Genomic DNA, 23908 nt, shown 5'->3' on the forward strand with positions numbered 1-23908 from the left:
CAGCTCATCTGGCAACAGGCAACAGAAAGAAATAATTGATAATTTATGGATAATAATTGATTTGATTTTTGATTTTTACCGAATAATTAATAATTAATAATTAAATAATTCGCGCCTTGAAGCCTCTGTTGTGAAGTAAGATTCAGCTATTAGTGGTCAGCTCTTCCTTTGGAATGCTACGCAAACAGCTTTTGAATGAATGAAGTAAGCATTCGTTTAACTTCTACTACATTTTCAACTCTATGAAAAGAAATGTAGATGTGGCTTGATAAACTGTTAAGGTTAAGTGATGGACTTTTTTTGCCCATACTTTTAATTCTTTGAAATTTATCAATTGCTTTTTTCTCCTTTTTTGTAAGGTAATAAAGCTGATAGCTGATAGCTGACCGCTGAATGCTTAAGATGAAATATCATTCAAAATAAACAAATCTCTAAAGGAATAAAAAGTGGATTTAGCGCAAGGAGTTCAATTTGTTTCATTTGCTTTATTAAGCATAATGATGATTGCTGCTGCTTTGGGAGTAGTGTTATTTTCTAATATTGTCTACTCAGCATTTTTGTTGGGTGGAGTATTTATGAGTATTTCTGGTTTATACCTTTTATTAAATGCTGATTTTGTGGCTACTGCCCAAGTTTTGATTTATGTTGGAGCTGTTAATGTCTTGATTTTATTTGCAATTATGCTTGTAAATAAACGAGAAGATTTTAAAGCTTTGCCTAATGCTTGGTTTAGAAAAATAGCTACAGGTTTAGTTTGCGTTGGTTTATTTGCTTTACTAAGTACCATGGTATTATCTACTTCTTGGTCAATTCCTGGTGCTAGTATTGCTAATACAGAAAGTTCAATTGTTTTAATTGGTAGACACTTTTTTAGTGATTTTTTACTTCCTTTTGAACTTGCTTCTGTGTTTTTGTTAATGGCAATGGTGGGTGCTATTATTTTGGCTCGTCGTGATATTTTGCCTGATGAAGTACCGACTGATATTCCTCAAACACCTGTTTTAAGTTTGCCAGAACGTCCCCGTGAATTAGTGTCTGGTTCTAGCGAAATTTCTAATAATTAAATTCAAAGAGTTGATAAGTTTATGCAATTGCAACTGGAGTATTTTTTGTTATTAGCCGCAGCACTTTTCTGTATAGGTATTTATGGTTTAATTACCAGTCGCAATGCAGTTAGGGTGCTGATGTCTATTGAGTTACTGCTTAATGCTGTAAATCTAAATTTGATGGGTTTTTCTAATTTTCTAGATTCCCAGAATATTAAAGGTCAGGTATTTACTGTATTTGTAATTACTGTTGCTGCTGCTGAAGCTGCAGTTGGTCTAGCGATAGTTCTTGCAATTTATCGTAACCGTGACACGGTAGATATGGAACAGTTTAATTTATTAAAGTGGTAATTTTAAGGTAAGCATTCAGCTATTAGCATTTCCTACGGAATGCTCCGCAAACAGCGTTCAGCTTGAGTTGATAATCTTTGAATGCTTACTTTTTAATACTATAAAATGTTTTGTTTGAGCAGTTTTAAATATCCCCCTGTGCATCTGGATTTCAATAATTAAGAATTAAGAATTAAGAATTTAGAATTACTTCTCCTTTAAAACTGATAGGATTGACTCAAAGGAAATTTTTTCTTTTTATCCTCTTAAAAGAGGAGGATTTAAACCACAATTTTTCGGTAACTATTTATTGTCGAAAAATTTTTTTTTAATACTATGTAAAGAAATATAATTTTATTTACTGAAAAATATTAAGCTTCGTTACTAAGCTGCAACATAAAATAATTTCTGTGCTACCGTTTCTAATCAGAAACAAGTTCAAATAATTTAGGGGAGGAAAAAACTTTGAATTCAGAAATTAAAAAATATCCATCTTGTTCTTTACATCAAGATGTTAGTGAATATGTGGCTGATTTACAATTTCACATGACTTTACACGCTCGTAATTTAGTTCCTTCTCTTAATCAAGCAAAAGATGGTCGCGAGGAAATGTTACAACAAACTCAAGCTCATTTTGAAAAGTTAATTTCTCGACAAACTCTTTAGTTATTTTTATATTTATTTTTATTCAAAAACCCAGTTTCAAGTAGCAAAAGAAATTGGGTTTTTTAATTTGTTTGAAAACTTCAAGGACTCCACATTCTATAGAACCCTAATCGTATTTTTTACATTAACTTTTTTTCTGCAACCTGAGCGATCGCAATCAAAACTATACTATTTTTAGTTGAATAAAAAGTCATGCGCAGGGGCGAACGAACCCTTATAGGTTTTATGATATCACAAAAATTATGAGGATACAACCGAAAAACCTTTGGCACAATTTTTGGGAAGCTTCATAAAATGAATATGTTGATGATTTCCACTGGGGAGTTATTGATGGAAAGATTTGATGAAAAAAACCACTATTTATGGGAGCTTCACAGAATAAAAATGTTTCTGGTATTGCTTCTAGGAAAATTCCTGAAGATTTGATTGTCTCTCAGTTAGGAAAATATGTTGAATAAAAAAATCATGCGTAGGGGCGAGCAAACCCTTATAAATTTTATGATATCACAAAAATTGTGAGTATGAAACCAAAAAACCTTTGGCACGCCGCATTTTTTAGGGTGCTTAACAAAATGAATATGTTGATGATTTTTCACTGGGGAGTTATTGATGGAAAGATTTGATGAGAAAAAACCACTATTTATGGAAGCTTCACAGAATGAAAATATTTTTGGTATTGCTCCTGGGAAAAATTCCTGAAGATTTGATTGTCTCTCAGTTAGGAAAATATGTTGAATAAAAAATCATGCGTAGGGGCGAGCAAACCCTTATAAGTTTTATGATATCACAAAAATTGTGAGTATGGAAGCGGAAATCCTTTGACGCGCCGATGATAAGCTTAACAAAATGAAAATGTTGGCGATCTTCCACTTAGGAGGTATAGATGGAAAGATTTGCAGAAGCTACACAAAATGAAAATATTTCTGTGTTGCCTCTATTCCACTACCGACTCGTAACTCAAAAATTGGCGCTGCTGAGTGGTAATGATTTTTAGATTAAGTAGGGTTTGCTGAATATAAGTTTTTCAATTTTACTTTCAGCTACTTACTATTAAATTTGAGCAACGTTGAAAAAGTTTTTTTCAGAGTGGGAGAAGTTCTTGCTAGACAAGGATTTGACCACGGATACACGGATGATTAATCTGCATTTTGTGAAGCTTAAAAAAAACGGCAAGGTATTTCTCCTTGAATTCCCCAAAAAATTATGAGACAATTTAATCATTAGGTGTAACTCGTCCCTAAGCATGACTTTTTGTTCAACACTAAAACAGCATTTCGCCACTGAATACATATAGAGGAGATACTCACCCCATAAATAGTACCGATATTATTCATTTAGAAGCGATGTAGCTACCGCACTTGCTCCGCCAACGCTACACTCACAAATCCAGAAATTTATCATCCTGTGAAGCTCTAAAAAAACGACAAGGTATTTCCCCTTGAATTCCCCAAAAAATTATGAGACAATTTAATCATTGGGTATAACTCGCCCCTGCGGATGACTTTTTATTCAACAAGGAAACAGCATTTCGTTATTGAATATATATATAGAAGAGATACTCACACCATCAAAGCACCAGAAAAATTGATCATCCTGTGAAGCACTTGGAGAAAAAAGTAACCACCGGAAAACTTGCCCGCCCCATCAACAATACCGATATTATTATGATTCATCTAGAAGCGATCGCTATACTCACAAATCCAGAAATTTATCATCCTGTGAAGCTCTAAAAAAAACGACAAGGTATTTCCCCTTGAATTCCCCAAAAAATTATGAGACAATTTAATCATTAGGTGTAACTCGAACCTATGTATGACTTTTTATTCAACAAGGAAACAGCATTTCGTTATTGAATATATATATAGAAGAGATACTCACACCATCAAAGCACCAGAAAAATTGATCATCCTGTGAAGCACTTGGAGAAAAAAGTAACCACCGGAAAACTTGCCCGCCCCATCAACAATACCGATATTATTATGATTCATCTAGAAGCGATGTAGCTACCGCACTTGCTCCGCCAACGCTACACTCACAAATCCAGAAAATCATCATCCTGTGAAGCTCTAAAAAAAACGACAAGGTATTTCCCCTTGAACTCCCCAAAAAATTATGAGACAATTTAATCATTGGGTGTAACTCGACTCTATGCATGACTTTTTATTCAACGCAAAAACAGCATTTCGTTGCTGAATATATATAGAGGAGATGCTCACACCATCAAAGCACCAGAAAAGTAATCATTCTGTGAAGCATTTAGAGAAAAAAGTAACCATCGGAAAACTTGCCCGCCCCATCAACAGTACCGATATTATTCATGTAGAAGCGATGTAGCTACCGCACTTGCTCCGCCAACGCTATATTCACAAATCCAGAAAAGTAATCATTCTGTGAAGCTCTAAAAAAAATGGCAAGGATTTTCCTCTTGCATCCTCAAAAAAAATTATAATAGTATGTAACCATTGGGTGTCACTCGCCCCTACGCATGACTTTTTATTCAACACAAAAACAGCATTCCGCCACTGAATACATATAGAGGAGATAGTCACACCATCAAAGCATCAGACAAATTATCATTCTGTGGAGCACTCGAAAAAGAACTGGCAACAGGAAAAATTTTCATCCCCATGAATAGATTGAAATTACTTATGCACAAATCCAGAAAATCATCATCCTGTGAAGCTCCAAAAAACGGCAAGGTATTTCTCGTTGCATCTCCAAAAAAGTTATGATATGATGTAATCATTGGGTGCTGCTCGCCCCTAAGCATGACTTTTTATTCAACTAAGAAAAAGTTTATATTTTACGTTGATACTTAATCTAAAAATCATTACCACTCAGCAACGCCCAAAAATTTAATCGCGGACAAAGATACCAAATAGATGTCTTTTTTTTCTCAAAATCTTTGTCTCAATGGTAGTCAGAGATTTTTAACAAGTTTTAATTATACTTTTCAGGTTGTGTATTTTAAAATTTAAAACTTTGTTATCAATCTCTGACAATAATATTGGTGAATAAACTAACAAATTTTCAATACTTTCAGCGATTTTTCTCAATTTCGTGATATGGTAAATTTAATTATAATCCACGGGATTTTTATTGCTTAATGGAAAAATAAACTTGTAAACCCTTATTCTGTCGTTATTTTAGGTAGCGATCGCTCTTTATTGTTTGAAGGATGACTAACTAATTTTCTCCAACCTATTTAACTGGCAATTGACAAAAATACATTTATGTGTATTGCATAAATTAGCACTACATCAGGAAAAAACTAATAGTAGGAATAAAATTGACGTACTCCCCGGCATAAATGCACGGGGATTCTCAGGCGGATGTTACGAAGCGGGATAAATCCACCCTTCTCCACCCTTTTTCCTGTTTCTTAGGCTCTTAACTAGACCGTTTCCAGTCCCCGTCAGACCGCCTCCCCAGGCAACTTCTTTAACGTCCAAGATGCGCCCCACCTCAGACACCCCTCTATTTCTCACAATCAGCGCGGAGGCCACGTCTCGATGAGTCATATAACCACATTCAGGACAAGAATGAACTCTCTGAGTGAGTTTTTTCTTCCCTGTATGAGCATTGCAATTGGGACAAATTTGAGAAGTATAATCTTTATTGACTTTCCCGAAATAGACTCCTCGCTTCCAACAAACCCATTGCAGAATTGTGACAAACTGACCGAAACCTGCATCTAAGGTATGTTTTCCCAACATTCCTTTTGCCCATGCCTGAAAATTAAGGTCTTCAACAAAAACCATTCCTGCTTGGTCGCATAAATGATGGGCTAACTTAAAATGGAAGTCTTTTCGAGTATTGGCAATAGTTTCGTGTAAACGAGCAATAATCTTGCTTAACTTTTGCCAGTTATTTGACCCAATCTGTTTCTTCTTGAGTCTGCGTTGCAGTAATTTCATCTGGCGGTGCAAACTGTTAAAGAATCTGGGTCGTTTAATTAATTCTCCCTCTGATGTGGCTAGGAATTTATCGAGTCCCAAATCAATCCCAATGGGATAACCATGAGGGGGGACATCGGGAACATCCACATCACACTCTAAACAGAGAGCGACAAAGTAACCACTGGCTTTTCGGATGATTCGGGCAAGTTTTACCCGAAACCCTTCAGGAATTTCCCTTGATTTAATATATTCGATTCGCCCCAATTGAGGGAGTTTCAAATAAATTCCCTGAACGCAGTTTTTTAGCATTTGTGGGAACACAAATGAGCGCATTCGTCGCGCTTTCTTAAACCGAGGGAAACCCATCCCTTTGCGTTTCATATCGACAAAGGCTGTCTCTAAGGTTTTTAAGACTTGCTGTAAAGCCTGAGCATTAACAGTTTTCAGTTCAGGATAATCTTTTTTGGCTTTCGTGAGAGCTTGACATTGTCGGGCATAATTGGGATAGGGTTGGTCTGCAGGAATGATGTACTCACCAAATAGGGAACAAGCGTTAATCGGCGACTTACGAGAGCGAATCCAACTAATAACTAATAACTGAAATGCCATATTACATCTCACCCAGATTCATAGATAAACTAGCAGTTCATATTACCAAAAATTTCTTAGACTTACCCAGAGTAAGAGTACCTTTAATATTAGGAATACACGGACGAAAAGGAGAAGGAAAAACCTTTCAATGCCAATTAGTCTTTGAAAAAATGGGAATTGAACCTGTCACAATATCTGGCGGAGAATTAGAAAGTAAAGATGCGGGAGACCCAGCACGTTTATTACGCTTACGTTATCGAGAAGCATCAGAAAAAATCAAAGTTCAAGGTCGAATGTGTGCTTTATTTATTAATGACTTAGATGCAGGTGCTGGTAGATTTGATGGGGGTACTCAATATACGGTAAATACTCAATTAGTAAATGCTACTTTGATGAATATTGCTGATAATCCTACTAATGTACAATTGCCTGGTAGTTATGATGAAACACCTCTAAATCGAATACCGATTATTGTGACTGGAAATGATTTTTCTACTCTCTATGCACCTTTAATTAGAGATGGTCGAATGGAAAAATTTTATTGGGAACCAAACCGAGAAGATAGAGTTGGTATAGTAGGTGGTATTTTTAAAACTGATCAACTTTCTGCGAGAGATATTGAAAATTTAGTAGATGAATTTTCTGACCAAGCTATAGATTTTTTCAGTGCATTACGCAGTCGAATATATGATGAACAGATTCGTGATTTTATTCATCAAGTAGGAATAGAAAAAATTTCCAAACGGGTAGTTAATTCTGTAGAAAAAGTTCCAGATTTTCCCCAACCTAATTTTAATCTCTCCCATCTTCTGGAATACGGAAAAATTATGGTTGGAGAACAACAACGTATTCGAGAATTACGATTAGTTGAAGAATATAATCAATCTCGATTATTCGGTGGTACTCAGGTAGAGCGTTCCGAAAAAGTTGCGCCAAATTCTAACTATTTATCTCCAGAAACAGCTACATCTAATCAGTTAATAGAAAATAGGATTAATCATAACGTTAAAAATAATAATCTCAGTTCAGAAGTTAGAGCAAAAGTGCAACAAATTCTCCAAGATGGTTTGAAAATTGGAATGGAATATGCAGATAAACGTAGATATAAAACTGGTTCATGGAAAAGTTGTGGGAAAATCGAAAATGAGGGAGAACAAGAGGTGATTAATGCTGTAGAAAATTGTTTAGCTGAACATCAAAATGATTATGTGAGGTTGATTGGAATTGACTCTAATGTAAAACGGAGATTAGTCGAGAAAATAATTCATAAACCAAATTAGATATTTGAAGGAAGAAGGAAGAAGAAATAAGAAAGAGGGAAGAGGGAAGAAGGAAGACGGGGTAAATATTGAAAACAAGGGATAAACGATAGAAATAAATATCTAAAATGAACTGGATAGACTATTTTTCAGCATATCCTCCTGACTCCTGACTACTGACTCCTGACCAAAAAATAAGGTCTCAACCCTCCCCTTTCAAGCTATCCCTTATAAGGAACTCCTGAAAACCTTGTGGGGAGCAGGGAGCAGGGGAGAAGGGAGAAAGAATCATAGTAGATAGGAAAAACTACTTAAGTTATCAAAAAAAATGTACTTTTTAATACACTTTTTCTCTGACAAAAACCTTTTAAAAGCTTGTACATAACTTGTCTATTTTGTCAATTTTTATGTTAAGTAAAGATGTTAATAAAGCATAGTCTTTCAAGGGGATGAAAAGCGGTCGAGGGATGGCGAGGTCTCCTCGCCATATCCATGAGACCAAGATCAAATAAAGTTCAATATTTAAGCCTTCTGACTTTAACTAGAGGTACTGATAACTGATAACTGAAATGACTCCTCCTAAATTTTAACTATCTTTCTGCACAGAACTTTCATGCCAATCTTTTAATAGAAAATCTGATAAAACCGTAAACAAAACAAAGATAAATATTCCTAAACCTGTAGTTAAAAATAAAGCAGCAAACATTCTGGGAATTTCTAAGTTGTAACTAGAGATTAAAATTTGAAGGAAGAAGGAAGAAGAAAGAGGGAAGAAAAAAGAGGGAAGAAAAAAGAGGAAAAAAGGAAGACGGGGTAAATATTGAAAACAAGGGATAAACGATAGAAATAAATATCTAAAATGAACTGGATAGACTATTTTTAAGCATATCCTCCTGGCTCCTGACCAAAAAATAAGGTCTCAACCCTCCCCTTTCAAGGGGATGAAAAAGCGGTCGAGGGATGGCGAGGTCTCCTCGCCATATCCATGAGACCAAGATCAAATAAAGTTCAATATTTAAGCCTTTGACTTTAACTAGAGGTACTGATAACTGATAACTGATAACTGAAATGACTGGAGAAAGCGATCGCTCTAATCACAAATCCAGTTTACTTGTATTGCTGAAGAAAAAACACAGACATCGTTAACAATTCTAAATCTCTTTTGATATACCGAACTTGATATAATTTTATTTTTATGGGAGATATCCAAGGGTTTATTGTAAAAAAATAAAAATTAATTTATTATTTTGCTTCTTCCCAGAAAATGTTTGCCTGATTATGTAGAAGTACAATGATATTAGTAGATATTAGTAGGCTAAGATTAGTTATTACTAAATATTAAGGCCACAAGCTAAGGAGTAAGTATAGTTAAGCATCTCAAACTCTCATCTAGTAAGTATTCAGCCGTCAGCTATTACTTTTAGTTTAGGATAAAAGCAATATTTAATTGTCTTACTACAAAAGTTGCCTCCCTTGTCCTTAAAGTCTATTTTAATTTAAACACTATCCTTAAGAAGAGAGTCTTGTTGCTGATAGCTGACAGCTAATAGCTGTTTGCGCAGCATTCCACAGGAAATGCTTACCTCATCTAGATTTTATCACCGAAAAATTATGGGTATGCGCCTCCTCTTTTAAGGGGATAAAAAAAAGAGAATATTTCAGATTTCAAGCCTCCTTATTGCAGAGGTACTGTTAACGCAGTTCCTCCGGAGGAGGCTAACTGATAACTGATAACTGAAATGACCTTCCATTCAAGCGCAACAAAGCCCAAAATAACTTTGAAGATAGCTGAATTATTAAAATTACATATATAAAATCCACTCACTTTAACAAATAATTTTAAAGTCCTTAAATTATATCAACAATCGAATTACTTTTGCTAGCCTGAAAGAAAGCAATTCTACCCCTCTTTTCTCTTAAATATCTATATCTCAAGAATTATCTAACAGGAAAAAAATGACTTTATCCTTCAAACAATTGACCTTATATTTTTCTCTATTATCTATTGGTGGTGGCACAGGATGGTTGGGTCATCGTTATATCGAAGCCAAAGGTTTGACCATAGACTCTGATGTAATACCAGTAGTCAAGCAGCAACCTACAGATTACCCATCACATTCAAATTCCCAAAATGCTGTACTTGAGCCAACTAACTATAACTTTATAGCTCAGGCAGTAGAAAAAGTAGGTCCAGCAGTAGTCCGTATAGATGCAGCTAAAAAGTTAACAACTCAAGTTCCAGAAGCTTTTCAAAATCCCTTATTTAAACGTTTCTTTGGGGAAAATTTGCCTATTCCAGAAGAGCGTGTTAAACGTGGTACTGGTTCTGGGGTAATTATTAATTCTAATGGTCGCTTAATTACAAATGCTCATGTAGTTAGTGGAGCTGATACAGTTAAGGTGACACTGAAAGATGGTCGAGTTTTTGAAGGTCAGGTTAAAGGTGTAGACTCACTAACAGATGTGGCTGTAATTGAAATTGAGGCCACAGGTCTGCCAGAAGTGTCCATTGGCAAATCAGAAAAATTAATTCCGGGACAATGGGCGATCGCTATTGGTAATCCTCTCGGTTTAGACAATACTGTAACGGTAGGAATTATCAGTGCTATTGGTCGTAGCAGTTCTCAAGTCGGTATTCCAGACAAACGAGTCCGTTTTATTCAAACAGATGCCGCGATTAATCCTGGCAACTCTGGTGGGCCACTTTTGAATAGTCGTGGTCAAGTAATTGGCATCAATACAGCGATTAGAGCTGATGCCCAAGGATTAGGATTTGCTATTCCGATAGAAACGGCAAAAAGAATTGCGGATGAGTTATTTGATAATGGGAAAGTAGAGCATCCATTTTTAGGAATTTCAATGGTCGATTTAACACCGGAAGTCAGAGATGAAATTAATCAACGACTAGACACGAATATTCAGCAAAATCAGGGTGTTGTGATTATGCGAATTATAGAAGATTCTCCGGCAGCTAAAGCTGGTTTACGTCAAGGAGATGTAATTCAGAGAGTAGGTGGAGTGGCAGTTAAAAGTCCATTAGAAGTTCAGCAACAGGTAGAACAAAGTTTAGTTGGAAAAGATTTAGCAGTAGAAGTAATTCGTAATCGTAAGATTGCTAAAATTCTCGTGAAACCCGATACTTTTCCCCTCTCAGTCGAATCGGAATAAATAGACATCTCTAGAAAAGAGGGAATAGGGAATAGGGAATAGGTATGGAGGGGGAAATAATTGATGATTTCTGTACGATAACTGATTTTATTTTTTATTTTTGGAGATGTCTAATAGACATCTGGTGAAAAAGAATAGACTTTTTGCAGAAGTAGACAACAGTTCAATAATTGATAATTGATAATTGATAATTACCTCTCCCTAAAAGAAAGAGGATTGAATAAAAGGAAAAAATTTATTCTCTTGGTCGATTAGAGATGGCGAGGGGACCTCGCCATCTCTCGACCGCTTTTTTCCCCTTGAAAGGGGAGGATTTTTACCTGAATTATTGAATTATTGAATTATTAATTCTTCGCTAACAGGCAATAGAGAATAGAGGATAGGGAATATATAGGAAAAAAGTATTTTTGCAAATATGAGATGCACCAAATTCTTCCTTCTTCAGAGAATAGGGAATATATAGGAAAAAAGTATTTTTGCAAATACTGAGATGCACCAACTTTTTCCTTTTTCCTTCTTCTTTATTCCTTCTTCAGATAATAAGGAATATATAGGAAAAGAGTATCTTTGCAAATATGAGATGCACCAACTTTTTCCTTCTTCTTTCTTCCTTCTTCAGCAAATATAAACTAAAACCATAAATTATGACAACTATTATTACCAGCTCCCAATTAGAATTAACATTAACAGAAGTCGCAGGAACAATATTTTCTATTACTGGTAATGATACTTTTATTCTGACCGCTGACAATGGTCAAAACTTTTTTGTTGACCTCATAGATGAACTCAATACTTCAATCTTAGGCTTACAAATTGGTCAATCAATCACAGTAACAGGATTTGTAAATGTAGAAAATAATCGATTAAATCTAATCAATACTATTCTGATTAATGATGATTCGACCAGACCTCCACCACCAATTGTCGGACTACAAACTATATCTGGAACTGTTGGTTTTGTAGTTGACGATAGCCAATTTATTTTAAATTCTAATGGTCAAATATACTTTGTTAATTTATTAGATGAATTTAATGCTATAGCTTTAAATTTACAGCCAAATCAACCCATCGCAATTTCTGGAACTGTAACTCTAGAAAATGGCAGAATAGATGTTAATAGTACCAGTATTATTGATGGTGTAAATATTCCTACTCCACCTCCTTTTATACCAGACGGTCAATTTCCACCAGGTTCCATTATTGGTAATAATACTCCCCAGTTTATTCAAGGTACTCCTAACAATGACACCGTTTTTGGACTAGGTGGTAATGATACAATTGATGGGCAAGCAGGTGAAGATAGTTTGTTTGGTAGTCCCGGGAGCGATAGTATTTTTGCGGGGATAGGCAATGACACCATTTTTGGCAATGAAGGAGCTGATACCATTAATGGCGAAATAGGAGATGATAGTATTCTGGGCAACCAAGATAACGACCTTCTAGGTGGTGGTGAAGGCAATGATACTGTCCTGGGTAATGAAGGTAGTGATGAGATAGATGGGGGTGGGGGTGATGATAGTCTGGTCGGCAATGTGGGTAGCGATAGTATTTTTGGTAATGTAGGTAATGATAGTATTGCTGGGAATGAAGAGAGCGATCGCCTTGATGGTGGAATAGGGAATGACAGTATTGCCGGAAATGAAGGTAATGATAGTATTTTTGGCAATGATGGTAACGATAGTATTTTTGGTAATCAAGATAATGACCGTCTGGAGGGAAATTCAGGTAATGATACTATTCGTGGAGGAAAGGGTAACGATATAGTTGATGGTGGTTTTGATTTAGATTTCATTTTAGGAGAGTTGGGCAATGATGAATTGAGTGGTGGAGAATCTGAAGATTTGATATTTGGCGGTAAAGATAATGATTTTCTTGATGGTGGTGGAGGAAATGATAGCCTAAATGGAGATTTGAGTAATGATACTATTGTTGGTGGTATTGGTGATGATTTGATTATTGGTGCAGGTCGTCAGTCTGGAGAAAATGAGATTGATTTTTTGACTGGTAGTGCAGGTGCTGATACGTTTGTTTTTGGTAATAGTGATGTTGCTTTTTATAGTGGTGCAGGTAGTAGTGATTATGGAGTAATTGTTGATTTTAATAATCTCGAAGGTGATGTAGTTATTGCATTTGGTGGTGATGGAGTTGTGTTGGGTCCTTCTCCTATAGAGACTCAAGGAGGTACTGGAGTTTTTGTGGATGGGGATCTAATTGCGATTTTTATTGGTGTCACGGAATTGGAAGTTCAAAATGGATTAATTTTGATTTAGCAAGGAAGAGAGAATAGGGAGTTATATTATGTCCGGTTAAATAGTTAGGGAAGAGTCAGTAGCATTCTTTAATGCCGCAACTTATTACTCTATTAACTTGTTATCTGTCAATAGCCATAATTACTTAAGCATTTCTACTTGTCTAAAATTTCTCGTTTTGAGATTATTCACCAATGCCCAAAAATGTAAATATTCTGGATGATATTAACGTAAATACTTGCTTGTAGCTTTATTCAAGACAGAATCTTTTACTTTTAAACACAACATTGGCACAATACCTTATGTACAAACTATGATACCAAATGCCTAAAATAACGCAAGTGCGTGAAATATTTTGCAATAATTTGGGGAAAATCGGAACTTGTTTGATTAAAATAAATAATTTTAATTACTGACGTGATAATTTAAACCTATATGTTTCCCTTCTTGTCTAATTTTTAGTTAGAAACTACTTTTGGATTATTGGCGATCGCATTCCTGACAAAAAAGAGAAAATTAAAGATACACTTAGGGGTTCTATAACTGTTTAACCGGACATGATATTAGGTGTGGGTTGACTTCTAAGAAATAACCTAGTGCAAGAAGGCAGAAGGCAGGAGGCAGAAGGCAGAAGGGAAGAAAGGTTATTTTACAAGCTTTTGAACCTTTTTTAACTGGTTAGTTATTTCCGCCATCCTCCACTAGTTATTTGTAGCAAATATTTATCAAATTGGTATCACAAGATGAAATTTTGGTAGTGGTGTATTGTAATTATCGCCAGTGGGAGCATCTTGCTCCCGTTCTAAGTGTTGCTTGTCTCCACTTACCATTACAGTTGCAGGACTACCAAAATTTGTAAGGACAATCTAGCGTAATGGTGAAAATATATATTTTTTAATTTCTTCCCAAACTCCCCAAACTCCCCCACTCCCCCACTCCCCCACTCCAGTACTCCCCCACTCCAGTACTCCCCTACTCCAGTACTCCCCTAACCTTCATCCCTTGACCTGCTAACCATCCAGTTGTCCATGCACTTTGAAAATTAAAACCCCCTGTAACTCCATCAATATCTAATATTTCACCAGCAAAATATAACCCCTGACAACAACGACTTTCCATAGTTTTAAAATTAATTTCTTTCAAATTCACCCCACCACAAGTAACAAACTCTTCCTTAAAAACCCCTTTACCCTGAATTTGATATTTACCTTGAGTTAATTCTAGAATCAACTTGTTAATTGCTTTTTTTGATAACTCCGCCCAACGTTTTTGCGGGTCAATATCCGCAGCAATAATTAAACTTTCCCACAAACGGCGCGCTAGAGAAAACGGACAACTATTAATGATCGCTTTCTTTTCCTGAGTCTTGAGTCCTAATAACTGTGTTCGTATATCTTCTGGGTTAAGCTTAGATAACCAATTAATCAATAAATTAGCTTGATAGTCATTTTCATGGAGAAATCTTGCACCCCAGGCGGACAATTTCAAAACTGCCGGACCACTTAAACCCCAGTGAGTTACCAGTACAGGTCCGATTTGTTTTAATTTAGCTGTCGGCAGTTGTAAACAGACATTCTCAACCGAAATACCTGCCAACCCTTGGAAGCGCGGGTCAGAAATCTTGAAAGTAAATAGAGAAGGTACAGGTGCTGCAACCTGATGACCCAATGCTTTTGCCCAACCATAACCAAGAGGACTACTGCCAGTTGCTAAGAGCAGACGATCGCATTCCACAATTTCTCCCGATTTTAATCTGATTTCAAATAAATTATTATCCTCTATTGTTGACTTTCGTGTTATAGAAACCACTGCTGCACCCGTGCGAATATTCACACCTCGGTCTAATGCCACCCTAGTTAAACACTCAACAATTGTAGCAGAATCATCGGTAGTGGGAAACATCCGTCCATCTGCTTCTGTCTTTAACTGTACGCCCCTCGCTGTAAACCATTCCACAGTATCACGAGCCTGAAATTGACTAAATGCACCCCGAAGTGCTTTACTTCCCCTGGGGTAATTTTGAACAAAAATCCCTGGGTCGAAGCAAGCGTGAGTAACATTACAACGACCACCGCCAGATATACGCACTTTAGCCAGAGTTTGTCGCCCTGCTTCTAAGATGGTCACATTAGTGTGGGGGGTGCTACAGGCGATCGCTCCAAAAAAACCTGCTGCTCCCCCACCTACAACTACAATTTTAAGAGGTGGGAAAAACATTTTATATAATATTATAGTAGTTGAAGCATAACTTAAGACATTACTAAATGTTGTTTGCGCAGCATTTCCACAGGAAAAACTCAGTTAGACATTACTTCTGACTTCTGACTTCTGTATGTCGCCAATCAAACGACTCCCCTATCTGACTTGCGCGTAGCGCTATAGTTACTCTTCAACTGGTTCAAAATCATCTTTACCAACCCCGCAAATTGGGCAAGCCCAATCATCGGGAATTTCTTCAAAGGGTGTTCCTGCTGCTATTCCTGAATCTTCATCTCCTTCTTCTGGGTCATATATATATCCACAAGCATTACAGACATATTTTTTCATTTTAATCTATTCCTTTCTAATAGTTCACCTGGATTTTACAAGCTTGTGGGTTAGAGGTTCCACTGTCAGATTGCAAAGTTTTGTTAACTTTTTGGGTTGTCCTGCTCGCGTAATGGTGAAGAGATATATTTTTTAATTTCTTCACAAACTCCCCAAATTCTGCTCCCAGGAGGTCTCCAAACTCCCCACATTCTCTCTACCATTACTATGTACCACCACCACTTTTTGATGGTCTTTTACTCACTTCAGTCAAAGTAGACCAAAGTAAGAATGTTTTCCGGAATGTCTGTACTGTTAATTGTAGTTTTGGCTTTGTGGTTTATCTATCTGAAAAATGGGAGATGAAGGTTCAACAATTAATAATTAATAATTACCTCTGCTTGAAAACGGATAGGATTGACGCGGTAGGGAAAATTTTTTCTTTTTTATCCTTGAAAGAAGAAGCTTTATACCTTAATTATTCAGTAATTTTTACTACTATCTTCTGACTCTTTTTTCCCAGATATCTAAATATGTGTTTTTACAGGCAGATGTATGAATTTAATTTTAATTTGCGACAATTATTAATTGTTAAATTAAATCAGCTTTGAGCAGATTTTAATTCTAACAGGACTTATGCAAATTATTAGACAATAGGCTATCCATAGGGGTTTATTAATTGATCATTGATAATTACTTCTGGTTAAAACCGTCCTTGATTGAATATAAGGAAATATGATTTCTTCTCTTGGTAGATTGGATATTGTTAGGAAACCCATCCATCCCACCCTACGGGAAGCTACGAATATCGACCGTTTTTTTCCCCTTTTAAGGGGAGGCTTTAAACCAGAATTATTTAATTAGGCTTTGCTTAAAAAGTCTCATGGGTAAGGGTAGGATACAGGATAAATGGGAATTATAGAGGAGGTAGGAGGAAGAATAATCAAGGGATTATTCTCCGCAACTATGAGCCTAAAATACGCTCCTTTTTGAGCATGAAGAGCTGAAAAGCAGGCACTTTTATCGACCTCAAAAAGGCTAAAACCTTTATCTGTCAATCCTTTGATATTTAATCAGCAAACCCTAATTATTAATTATTAATTATTAATTATTAATTATTCGGTAAATGCCTATCTGTAGAGGGCGAATGCCATTCGCTAAATATAACGGTTCTGCGTAAGTCCTGTCTAAGTAAAAAAAACTAATAAAACAGGTAACAAATGGAAACCGAACTTACGCCTAATGGCAATAACTTGCTCGCCACTGATAATGCAGAAGCGATCGCTCTTTCCTCTGGAGAACTCGCTAATTTTCCCGATGGGTTAGCTGCTCTTAGTGGCAACGATACAGTTACGGGGTCTTCAGACTCAGAATTCATCCTGGGAAACCGGGGTGAAGATAGTCTTATTGGTGGAGGAGGCAATGATACTTTAATGGGTGGTAAAGACAATGATACAGTAGAAGGTGGCAATGGTAACGACTTAGTCCGTGGCGATCGCGAAGCTGATGTTGTTAGAGGAGGCAATGGTGGGGATAGTTTATTTGGAGGCAAAAATAACGACCGCCTCTTTGGCGATGGGGGCAATGATGTTTTATTTGGCGATCGCGATAATGATACTCTCAGTGGTGGTTTGGGACAGGATACTCTCAATGGTGGAGCAGGTAGCGATGTCTTTGTCTTAGAAAATGGTGCAGGTGTGGATGAAATAGCTGACTTTGAAAATGGTATTGATATAATTCAACTACCCGATGGTTTAAGTTTTGACAATATAAGTTTACAAAATAGTCAGCAAAACACTGTGATTATCGATCGCCTCACAGGAGAAACTATAGCGCAAGTAAATAATGTATCTGCGGGGAGTCTCAGTAGCGCCAATTTTTTATTTGAAGGGGTTCCTCCTACCGAAACAGATAATCAAAATTTCATTAATAGAGTTGTCGATCTGACCAACCAAGAGCGCACCCAGTTGGGTTTGTCTCCCCTGAGTACAGACCCATTATTAGGTCAGGCAGCGCAAACTCACACAGAGAATATGGCACTACAAGACTTTGTTGAGCATACAGGGTTAGATGGTTCGTCGGCAGGCGATCGCATTGAAGCTACAGGTTATGATTTTTCAGCTTGGGCAGAAAATATTGCGGCAGGGCAGTTGACACCGGAAGAAGTAGTAGAAGGATGGATGAATAGTCCAGGACATCGCGCTAACATTCTCGATCCAAATTTGCAGGAAATTGGTGTTGGTTACTATTTCTTGGAAAACGATACTGGTAGCGTTAATTTCAATCATTATTGGACACAAGTATTTGGAACGCCTTTGTAGAGGTGGAGAGGTGGAGGTGGGGAGGTGGGGAGATGGGGGGATGGGGAGATGGGGGGATGGGGAGATGGGGAGATGGGATGTCTTGAAGTATTGTCAATTATTGCCTCTATCCCATTTACTGCTGTTTGCCTCTAAACTTTTGACACAAATATACCCTTGTAATATCATGTCTGGATAATTAGTGCTCAAAAAAACTTTCTCCTTTTCCTCATCTTGCTTTTTCCTTCTTGCTTCTTTAAGATATAATTTAGAGCAAAATAACTTCCATTTATCAAAATAATTGGGTCTAAAACCCCGCTTTTTAAGGCGAAATATTTTTGGAAGTTTGCTCAAATACCCGTTACAAAAACAACTTCTGACTTCTGACTTCTAACTTCTGACTTCATTATGGCCCTAGCACCTTTATTTCCTATTTTACATCCAATATTAAAATCGGCTTTTCCTAATTGTTTATGGCAAGGAAATACAAAAAAATCAGAAATTACTCTTACTTTTGATGATGGACCACATCCAGAATATACACTTCAATTATTAGAAGTTCTAGATAAATATCAGATTAAAGCTAACTTTTTTTGGTTAGGTATATGTATAGATCGTTATCCAGAAATAGCTAAAGCTGTATATGAAAAAGGTCATTGGATTGGTTTACATGGCTACGAACATATATCATTTCCTAAACTAACCCCTATTCAACTTAAATCTAGTTTAAAAAAAACTGAGCTTTCTATTTATAATGCTTGTGGATTAGAAGCAAAATTAGTTTGTGATGTTCGTCCTCCCAATGGTGTATTTCTACCTCAAACTTTAAAGTTATTACAGGAATGGGGATATCGAAATGTTATGTGGAGTGTAGTACCTGAAGATTGGGTTATACCAGGAATTTCAGTGGTAGTTAATCGAGTAGTTCAACAAACCTCTAATGGTTCTATTATTGTTTTGCATGATGGATGTTCTGGCGGTCAAGATGTGGCAACAATAACTGCTGAAATAATTCCGATTTTACTAGAAAAAACTTACAAGTTTATTACTATAGACCAAATGTGGCAAACAAATAAAACAGATAGAATTAAGTAACCAAAGATAGACCGATAAATACAGCATACCTCATATTAGTAAGGTACACCATTCGCGGGCAAGATGCCCGCACTTGCATTCACTTTGCTCTTCATATTTATACCTCATTTACCGAATTATTAATTATTAATAATTAATAATTAAATAATTCTGGTTTAAAGCCTCCCCTTTTAAGGGGAAAAAAGCGGTCGAGGGATGGCGAGGTCTCCTCGCCATATCTAATCGACCAAGAGAAGAAATAATATTTCCTGATATTCAATCAAGGACGGTTTTAACCAGAGGTAATTATCAATTATCCATTATCAATTATCAATTAATGAACTGAAATATCCTGTAGATTTATCATTTTTTTCTTCTTGCTTCTTATATCAAGCGTGAAAAAAGAATGTTTAGAATAATCAGGGCTAACAAAAGAGTATACAGGATATTTTTATTCAAAGAAAAATATAAATTACGACCTCAAAAATGGTATCAAAGCTATTCATTCTGAATCCTGAATTCTAAGAAATAGCATAGTTATTTGTAGCAAATAATGGCTTTGTTGCATGAAAGTAGCGTTCTTAACATCCATTCCGCAGTTTAATCGCTCTGTTTCGCGATTATTGATGTTCTATTTATCTATTGTCCAATAGTTATTGCTCTGCTGAGAAAGCGTTGGCGGAGCCTAGCGGCAGCTATATCGCTCTGTTTCGCGACTATTGATGTTCTATTTACTATTGTCTTATAGTTAGGGCTGATCGTTCAAACCTCAAAGCTTTTACATATAAAGGTTTCAGCTTTTTTATTTCCAAGACTGATGTTCTATTTATCTATTGTCCAATAGTTACAGCAGTTTCAGCGCGTTATTGTTGTAGATATAAGGTAATTTTTAATTGTTGAAATAAGCCTTTTCTCGTAATCCTGAATAAAACATTCTAAAAAGCACCCATTTTTTGATTGACAAATGTCTAATAGACCTCTCCAAAAATCAAAAATAAAATCAATTATTATCCATAAATTATTAATTACTTCTCCCTATTGCCCATTGCCTATTCCCTATTCCCTTTTTTCTGTAGATGTCTAATGAAAATGGAACTAAATATAATTTTCTTTGGTCAGAGATAGAATAAACTGGCTAGAATAAGGAATTGTCAGTATGTAATCAAAGCTTTCTTCTCAAGGTATTCTTGAGTAGTTCAGATGACAAAAGTTGAGCTATTTTTTAGAACTCAAAAGTGGTGGAGGAAAATTAATGATAAAAATTTATAAATGGCATCCTGTAGTTGCTTTAGTCGTAGCATTAAGTACCATAATCAATTCCAAATTATTTGACCATAAAATTATCAAACCAGCACTTGCTGAAACAACCTTAAAAGATATACAAAATCATTTTGCTCAAGCTTGTATTGAAGATTTATTAGACCGAAAAATAATATATGGTGACTATGAAAGTCAAACATTTCGCCCTAATGCACCTGTAACTAGAGCGGAATTTGCTGCAATGATTACTAGGGCTTTTCCAGATGCAAAATTAGTGCGCGACCCGATTAAGTTTGTAGATATTCCTCAAAATTATTGGGCTTATAATGCAATTAAAAAATCTTATGAAATGGGTTTTCTCTCCGGATATATTGGCAAAACTTTTAACCCTACTCTCAAGATTACAAGATGGCAAGTATTAACAGCTTTAAGTGAAGGATTAAATTATCGAGCAAGTGTATCTGTAGAACGAAATTTAAACGCAATTTTTGAAGATGCAGAAGCAATTCCTGAAGAAGCTAAAAAATCTATTGCCGCAGCAACAGCAAAAGGTATTGTTGTAAATTATCCAAATGTGAGGAAACTAAATCCTAATCGAGATGCTACTCGCTCAGAGGTGGCTACTTTTCTCTGTCAATCTATTGCAAATTTTGAAACAAATAATGATAGTTTAGTTTCTAAAGTCCCCTCAGAATACATTGCCAAAATTGATATAGATACTCAATCAACAACTACCGCAACTGCACCAGAAACTACTCCAGAATCTACGGCAAATACTAACTCAGAAACTACTCCAGAATCTTCTACAGAAAATACAGAACCACCAGGAATTGTAGAAAGGTTTGGCAATGGTAATTTACAAGCAGAAATTATTTACGAACAAGCAAATAATACAGATTTAGTAAGTAACTTAAATCTGAAAATTATCAGAGGTGGAGAAATTATTTTAAATGAACCAATACCAGTTAAATCTTTAGCAGGTGACTCAGAATCTGAGACTGAAATGGAAGTATTAGCAGGTAGATTTGTCAAAGTACAGTTACTAGACTTAGATGGAAATGGAGAATCAGAAGTATTAGTAGATTTAGTAACTATAAATAATAGTGATGTTGTATTTGATAGTGGTACTTATTCATTGATTTATCTCTACGAACCAACACGAAATAAATATTCTATGTTGCGTCATTTCTGGGGAAATGTAAATTATAGACTTACAGATTTAGATCAAGATAATATTCCAGAATTTAAAAGTGTTGATGGTAGATTTACCAATGTATTTTCTAATATAAATGATGCTCGATTTCCTATTCGTATTTGGCAGTATCGTCAAGGAGAAATGTTAGATGTTACTAGGCAATATCCAGTACAAATAAATACTAGCGCTTCAGAACTTTGGCTGGAATTTTATCAGCGTTCTAGTCAAAATCAAAATGTCAAAGGAGTTTTGGCAGCTTATCTAGCAAATAAATATTTGTTAGGTCAAAAAGAAGATGGTTGGAAATTAATAGAAAAGGTATATCAAAACAGCGATCGCGAAGTATATTTTGATAATTTGCGTCAATTTTTAGTAGATAAAGGTTATGATAGCGATCGACAAATTAGAGGAAATGTAGTTGCGCCTGAAAATACTGCTACAGAAAATAAAGAAACCGTTACCTTTGCGACTAATGATACGGAAGAAATTTCACCTCAAACAACCAGAGAAACAGAAAATACACTGCCACCAAGAACACTTACACCAGAAACAACAGAAACAGAAGACAATACTGAAACACAACAACCCGAAATTTCACCTCAAACAACCAGAGAAACAGAAAATACACTGCCACCAAGAACACTTACACCAGAAACAACAGAAACAGAAGACAATACTGAAACACAACAACCCGAAACTTCACCCCAAACAACCAGAGAAACAGAAAATACACTGCCGCCAAGAACACTTACACCAGAAACAACAGAAACAGAAGACAATACTGAAACACAACAACCCGAAACTTCACCCCAAACAACCAGAGAAACAGAAAATACACTGCCGCCAAGAACACTTACACCAGAAACAACAGAAACAGAAGACAATACTGAAACACAACAACCCGAAACTTCACCCCAAGCAACCAGAGAAACAGAAAATACAGAAACTCAGGCAGATATTAATAACGATCTAGTGCTAGCACCAAGGTTAGTTCGCTCTCTATCTAACCCGCAACCAGATTCTGCTTTCTCTGTAACCATTAGTTTTGATGGAGAAATATTAGCCAGTAGTCGCGGTCAAGATATCCAACTGTGGAACTTACAAACAGGCAAATTACTAGAGACTTTATCCAGTCATCAAGCTAATGTGCGCTCAGTAGCAATTAGTCCAGATGGAAGAACTCTAGCTAGTGGAAGTGGAGATGGCACAGTCAAATTGTGGGATATTCCTACAGGAGAAATGCTCGTCAGTTTTTTGCATTCTGGCGTAGTCACTGCTGTTGGTTTCACTGCTGATGGCAGAACAGTAATAGGATGCAGCGCCGATCGCGGAATGAAATCTTGGGATATTTATACAGGGCGACTACTGCACAGGATGAATGGTACTCAACCTATTGCTTTTGGCGCTGGTGGCCTGCGCATGGCAGCTAGTGGAGGGCCAAGATTTATTCGACTTTGGAATGCAGAACAAGGGCAACTGCTGAGAAATCTTTCTATACCCAATACAAATAATAATCGTGGCATAGAAGCGATCGCTTTCAGTGAAGATGGGCAAACTATTGCTCATGCGATGAAAGGAGAAAGTAAGATTTCAGTCTGGGATGTGGAAACCTGGAAAGTACGTTATACTCTAGAAAAACATTCTCAGGCAATTAAAGCGATCGCAATTAGTCCAGATGGAAAAATACTTGCTAGTAGCAGTGAGGATGGTAATATTAATCTGTGGGATCTTGGTACGGGAAAATTGTTGAGAAGTATCAAAGGTGATGGTGCAATTGTTTTTAGTCCAGATAGCAAACAACTTGTAAGTGTTTCGCAAGATAATCTTATTCAGCTCTGGCAAATTTATGGGTCTGCGATCGAACAGTAGACATAAGCGTCATTTCAGTTATCAGTTATCAGTTATTAGTTATCAGTAAAAAAGAATGTAGAAACCTTGAGTTATATCATGTCCGGATAATCAGTTATAAAAAAGCCTTCTCCCTTTGAACCTTTCTTTCCACCAAAGTGTAAGTATTCAAGCGGACATGATATTAGGGAGTGGGGAACAGGGAGCAATAGCAAAGGTTATTTTAACCCTAATTAAAGAGACTGCACATAACCTCTCTACAAGGGTTGCTCGAATAGGAATATTTAATTTATGGAAATGTCTAGTAAATTTATATAAGTTTTGATTGGGAGTAGAGTAAACTAAGACGTATTTAGATTTTATGTTCTCTGCTCCCTTTTTCTTTTCAAAAAAATTGTATAGCAGGGAACCCACACCAAGATAGGCAACAGCTCATCTGTGGGAAAAATATTTCCCTGTTTAAGGTTGATCATCAGTCTATGCCAAACACCAACTGG

Annotated in this window: 16 protein-coding genes; 12 read left to right on the top strand and 4 right to left on the bottom strand. The window is 36.2% G+C overall.

Annotated features, from left to right (window positions below; translation table 11 throughout):
• Positions 1-446: 446 nt before the first annotated feature.
• The 5 genes from F6K15_RS26185 to F6K15_RS26205 all read left to right on the top strand — a co-directional run bounded on the left by F6K15_RS26185 (position 447) and on the right by F6K15_RS26205 (position 4376).
• A complete protein-coding gene (locus F6K15_RS26185; protein ID WP_293066417.1) occupies positions 447-1064 on the top strand; it encodes an NADH-quinone oxidoreductase subunit J in 618 nt (205 codons plus the stop codon).
• Between the two features lie 27 nt (positions 1065-1091).
• A complete protein-coding gene (gene nuoK, locus F6K15_RS26190; RefSeq protein WP_202219423.1) occupies positions 1092-1397 on the top strand; it encodes an NADH-quinone oxidoreductase subunit NuoK in 306 nt (101 codons plus the stop codon).
• A gap of 444 nt (positions 1398-1841) precedes the next feature.
• The gene (locus tag F6K15_RS26195) at positions 1842-2042 is read left to right on the top strand and encodes a hypothetical protein (RefSeq protein WP_124146093.1); all 201 of its coding nucleotides are present in this window, start codon (positions 1842-1844) and stop codon (positions 2040-2042) included.
• A 1604-nt stretch (positions 2043-3646) separates the two neighbouring features.
• A complete protein-coding gene (locus tag F6K15_RS26200; protein WP_293066421.1) occupies positions 3647-3772 on the top strand; it encodes a hypothetical protein in 126 nt (41 codons plus the stop codon).
• Positions 3773-4250: 478 nt separating this feature from the next.
• Positions 4251-4376 (top strand): hypothetical protein, encoded by a 126-nt coding sequence (locus F6K15_RS26205; protein WP_293066424.1) that lies wholly within the window; start codon positions 4251-4253, stop codon positions 4374-4376.
• Positions 4377-4587: 211 nt separating this feature from the next.
• Here the strand turns inward: F6K15_RS26205 and F6K15_RS26210 are convergent, their stop codons facing one another.
• Positions 4588-4788: a hypothetical protein gene (locus F6K15_RS26210; protein ID WP_293066426.1), complete on the bottom strand. Its 201-nt coding sequence runs from the start codon at positions 4786-4788 to the stop codon at positions 4588-4590.
• 589 nt (positions 4789-5377) lie between these two features.
• A complete protein-coding gene (locus F6K15_RS26215; RefSeq protein ID WP_293066429.1) occupies positions 5378-6550 on the bottom strand; it encodes a transposase in 1173 nt (390 codons plus the stop codon).
• Between F6K15_RS26215 and F6K15_RS26220 the strand changes: the two genes are divergently transcribed.
• The 3 genes from F6K15_RS26220 (at position 6544) to F6K15_RS26230 (ending at position 13229) form a co-directional block, all read left to right on the top strand.
• Positions 6544-7812: a ribulose bisphosphate carboxylase small subunit gene (locus F6K15_RS26220; protein WP_293066430.1), complete on the top strand. Its 1269-nt coding sequence runs from the start codon at positions 6544-6546 to the stop codon at positions 7810-7812. The genes F6K15_RS26215 and F6K15_RS26220 overlap by 7 nt on opposite strands.
• A 1935-nt stretch (positions 7813-9747) precedes the next feature.
• The gene (locus tag F6K15_RS26225; protein ID WP_293066433.1) at positions 9748-10959 is read left to right on the top strand and encodes an HhoA/HhoB/HtrA family serine endopeptidase; all 1212 of its coding nucleotides are present in this window, start codon (positions 9748-9750) and stop codon (positions 10957-10959) included.
• A gap of 644 nt (positions 10960-11603) precedes the next feature.
• Positions 11604-13229, top strand: a complete 1626-nt coding sequence (locus tag F6K15_RS26230) for a calcium-binding protein (RefSeq protein WP_293066436.1) — start codon at positions 11604-11606, stop codon at positions 13227-13229.
• A gap of 951 nt (positions 13230-14180) precedes the next feature.
• Here the strand turns inward: F6K15_RS26230 and F6K15_RS26235 are convergent.
• The gene (locus F6K15_RS26235) at positions 14181-15425 is read right to left on the bottom strand and encodes an NAD(P)/FAD-dependent oxidoreductase (RefSeq protein ID WP_293066438.1); all 1245 of its coding nucleotides are present in this window, start codon (positions 15423-15425) and stop codon (positions 14181-14183) included.
• A 165-nt stretch (positions 15426-15590) separates the two neighbouring features.
• The gene (gene rd / locus F6K15_RS26240; RefSeq protein ID WP_293066441.1) at positions 15591-15755 is read right to left on the bottom strand and encodes a rubredoxin; all 165 of its coding nucleotides are present in this window, start codon (positions 15753-15755) and stop codon (positions 15591-15593) included.
• Between the two features lie 1199 nt (positions 15756-16954).
• Between rd and F6K15_RS26245 the strand changes: the two genes are divergently transcribed.
• The 4 genes from F6K15_RS26245 (at position 16955) to F6K15_RS26260 (ending at position 23432) form a co-directional block, all read left to right on the top strand.
• On the top strand, positions 16955-18055 hold the full coding sequence (locus F6K15_RS26245) for a CAP domain-containing protein (protein WP_293066444.1): 1101 nt from the start codon (positions 16955-16957) through the stop codon (positions 18053-18055).
• Positions 18039-18233, top strand: a complete 195-nt coding sequence (locus F6K15_RS26250) for a hypothetical protein (protein WP_293066447.1) — start codon at positions 18039-18041, stop codon at positions 18231-18233. Before F6K15_RS26245 ends, F6K15_RS26250 begins: the two co-directional genes overlap by 17 nt.
• A gap of 209 nt (positions 18234-18442) precedes the next feature.
• The gene (locus F6K15_RS26255) at positions 18443-19129 is read left to right on the top strand and encodes a polysaccharide deacetylase family protein (protein WP_293066450.1); all 687 of its coding nucleotides are present in this window, start codon (positions 18443-18445) and stop codon (positions 19127-19129) included.
• Between the two features lie 1231 nt (positions 19130-20360).
• Complete coding sequence (locus F6K15_RS26260) at positions 20361-23432, top strand: S-layer homology domain-containing protein (protein WP_293066453.1); 3072 nt, start codon at positions 20361-20363, stop codon at positions 23430-23432.
• Positions 23433-23908 lie beyond the last annotated feature (476 nt).

Origin of the sequence: Okeania sp. SIO2B3 (genome assembly GCF_010672525.1) — a bacterium.
Taxonomy (GTDB): Bacteria; Cyanobacteriota; Cyanobacteriia; order Cyanobacteriales; family Microcoleaceae; genus Okeania.

Bases quoted from the DNA above. Each gene is read 5' to 3' on its own strand.
- F6K15_RS26205 (WP_293066424.1), top strand. From the start codon at position 4,251: ATGCTCACACCATCAAAGCACCAGAAAAGTAATCATTCTGTGAAGCAT.
- F6K15_RS26210 (WP_293066426.1), bottom strand. From the start codon at position 4,788: ATGATTACATCATATCATAACTTTTTTGGAGATGCAACGAGAAATACC.
- F6K15_RS26220 (WP_293066430.1), top strand. From the start codon at position 6,544: ATGCCATATTACATCTCACCCAGATTCATAGATAAACTAGCAGTTCAT.
- F6K15_RS26215 (WP_293066429.1), bottom strand. From the start codon at position 6,550: ATGGCATTTCAGTTATTAGTTATTAGTTGGATTCGCTCTCGTAAGTCG.
- F6K15_RS26225 (WP_293066433.1), top strand. From the start codon at position 9,748: ATGACTTTATCCTTCAAACAATTGACCTTATATTTTTCTCTATTATCT.
- F6K15_RS26230 (WP_293066436.1), top strand. From the start codon at position 11,604: ATGACAACTATTATTACCAGCTCCCAATTAGAATTAACATTAACAGAA.
- F6K15_RS26235 (WP_293066438.1), bottom strand. From the start codon at position 15,425: ATGTTTTTCCCACCTCTTAAAATTGTAGTTGTAGGTGGGGGAGCAGCA.
- rd (WP_293066441.1), bottom strand. From the start codon at position 15,755: ATGAAAAAATATGTCTGTAATGCTTGTGGATATATATATGACCCAGAA.
- F6K15_RS26245 (WP_293066444.1), top strand. From the start codon at position 16,955: ATGGAAACCGAACTTACGCCTAATGGCAATAACTTGCTCGCCACTGAT.
- F6K15_RS26255 (WP_293066450.1), top strand. From the start codon at position 18,443: ATGGCCCTAGCACCTTTATTTCCTATTTTACATCCAATATTAAAATCG.
- F6K15_RS26260 (WP_293066453.1), top strand. From the start codon at position 20,361: ATGATAAAAATTTATAAATGGCATCCTGTAGTTGCTTTAGTCGTAGCA.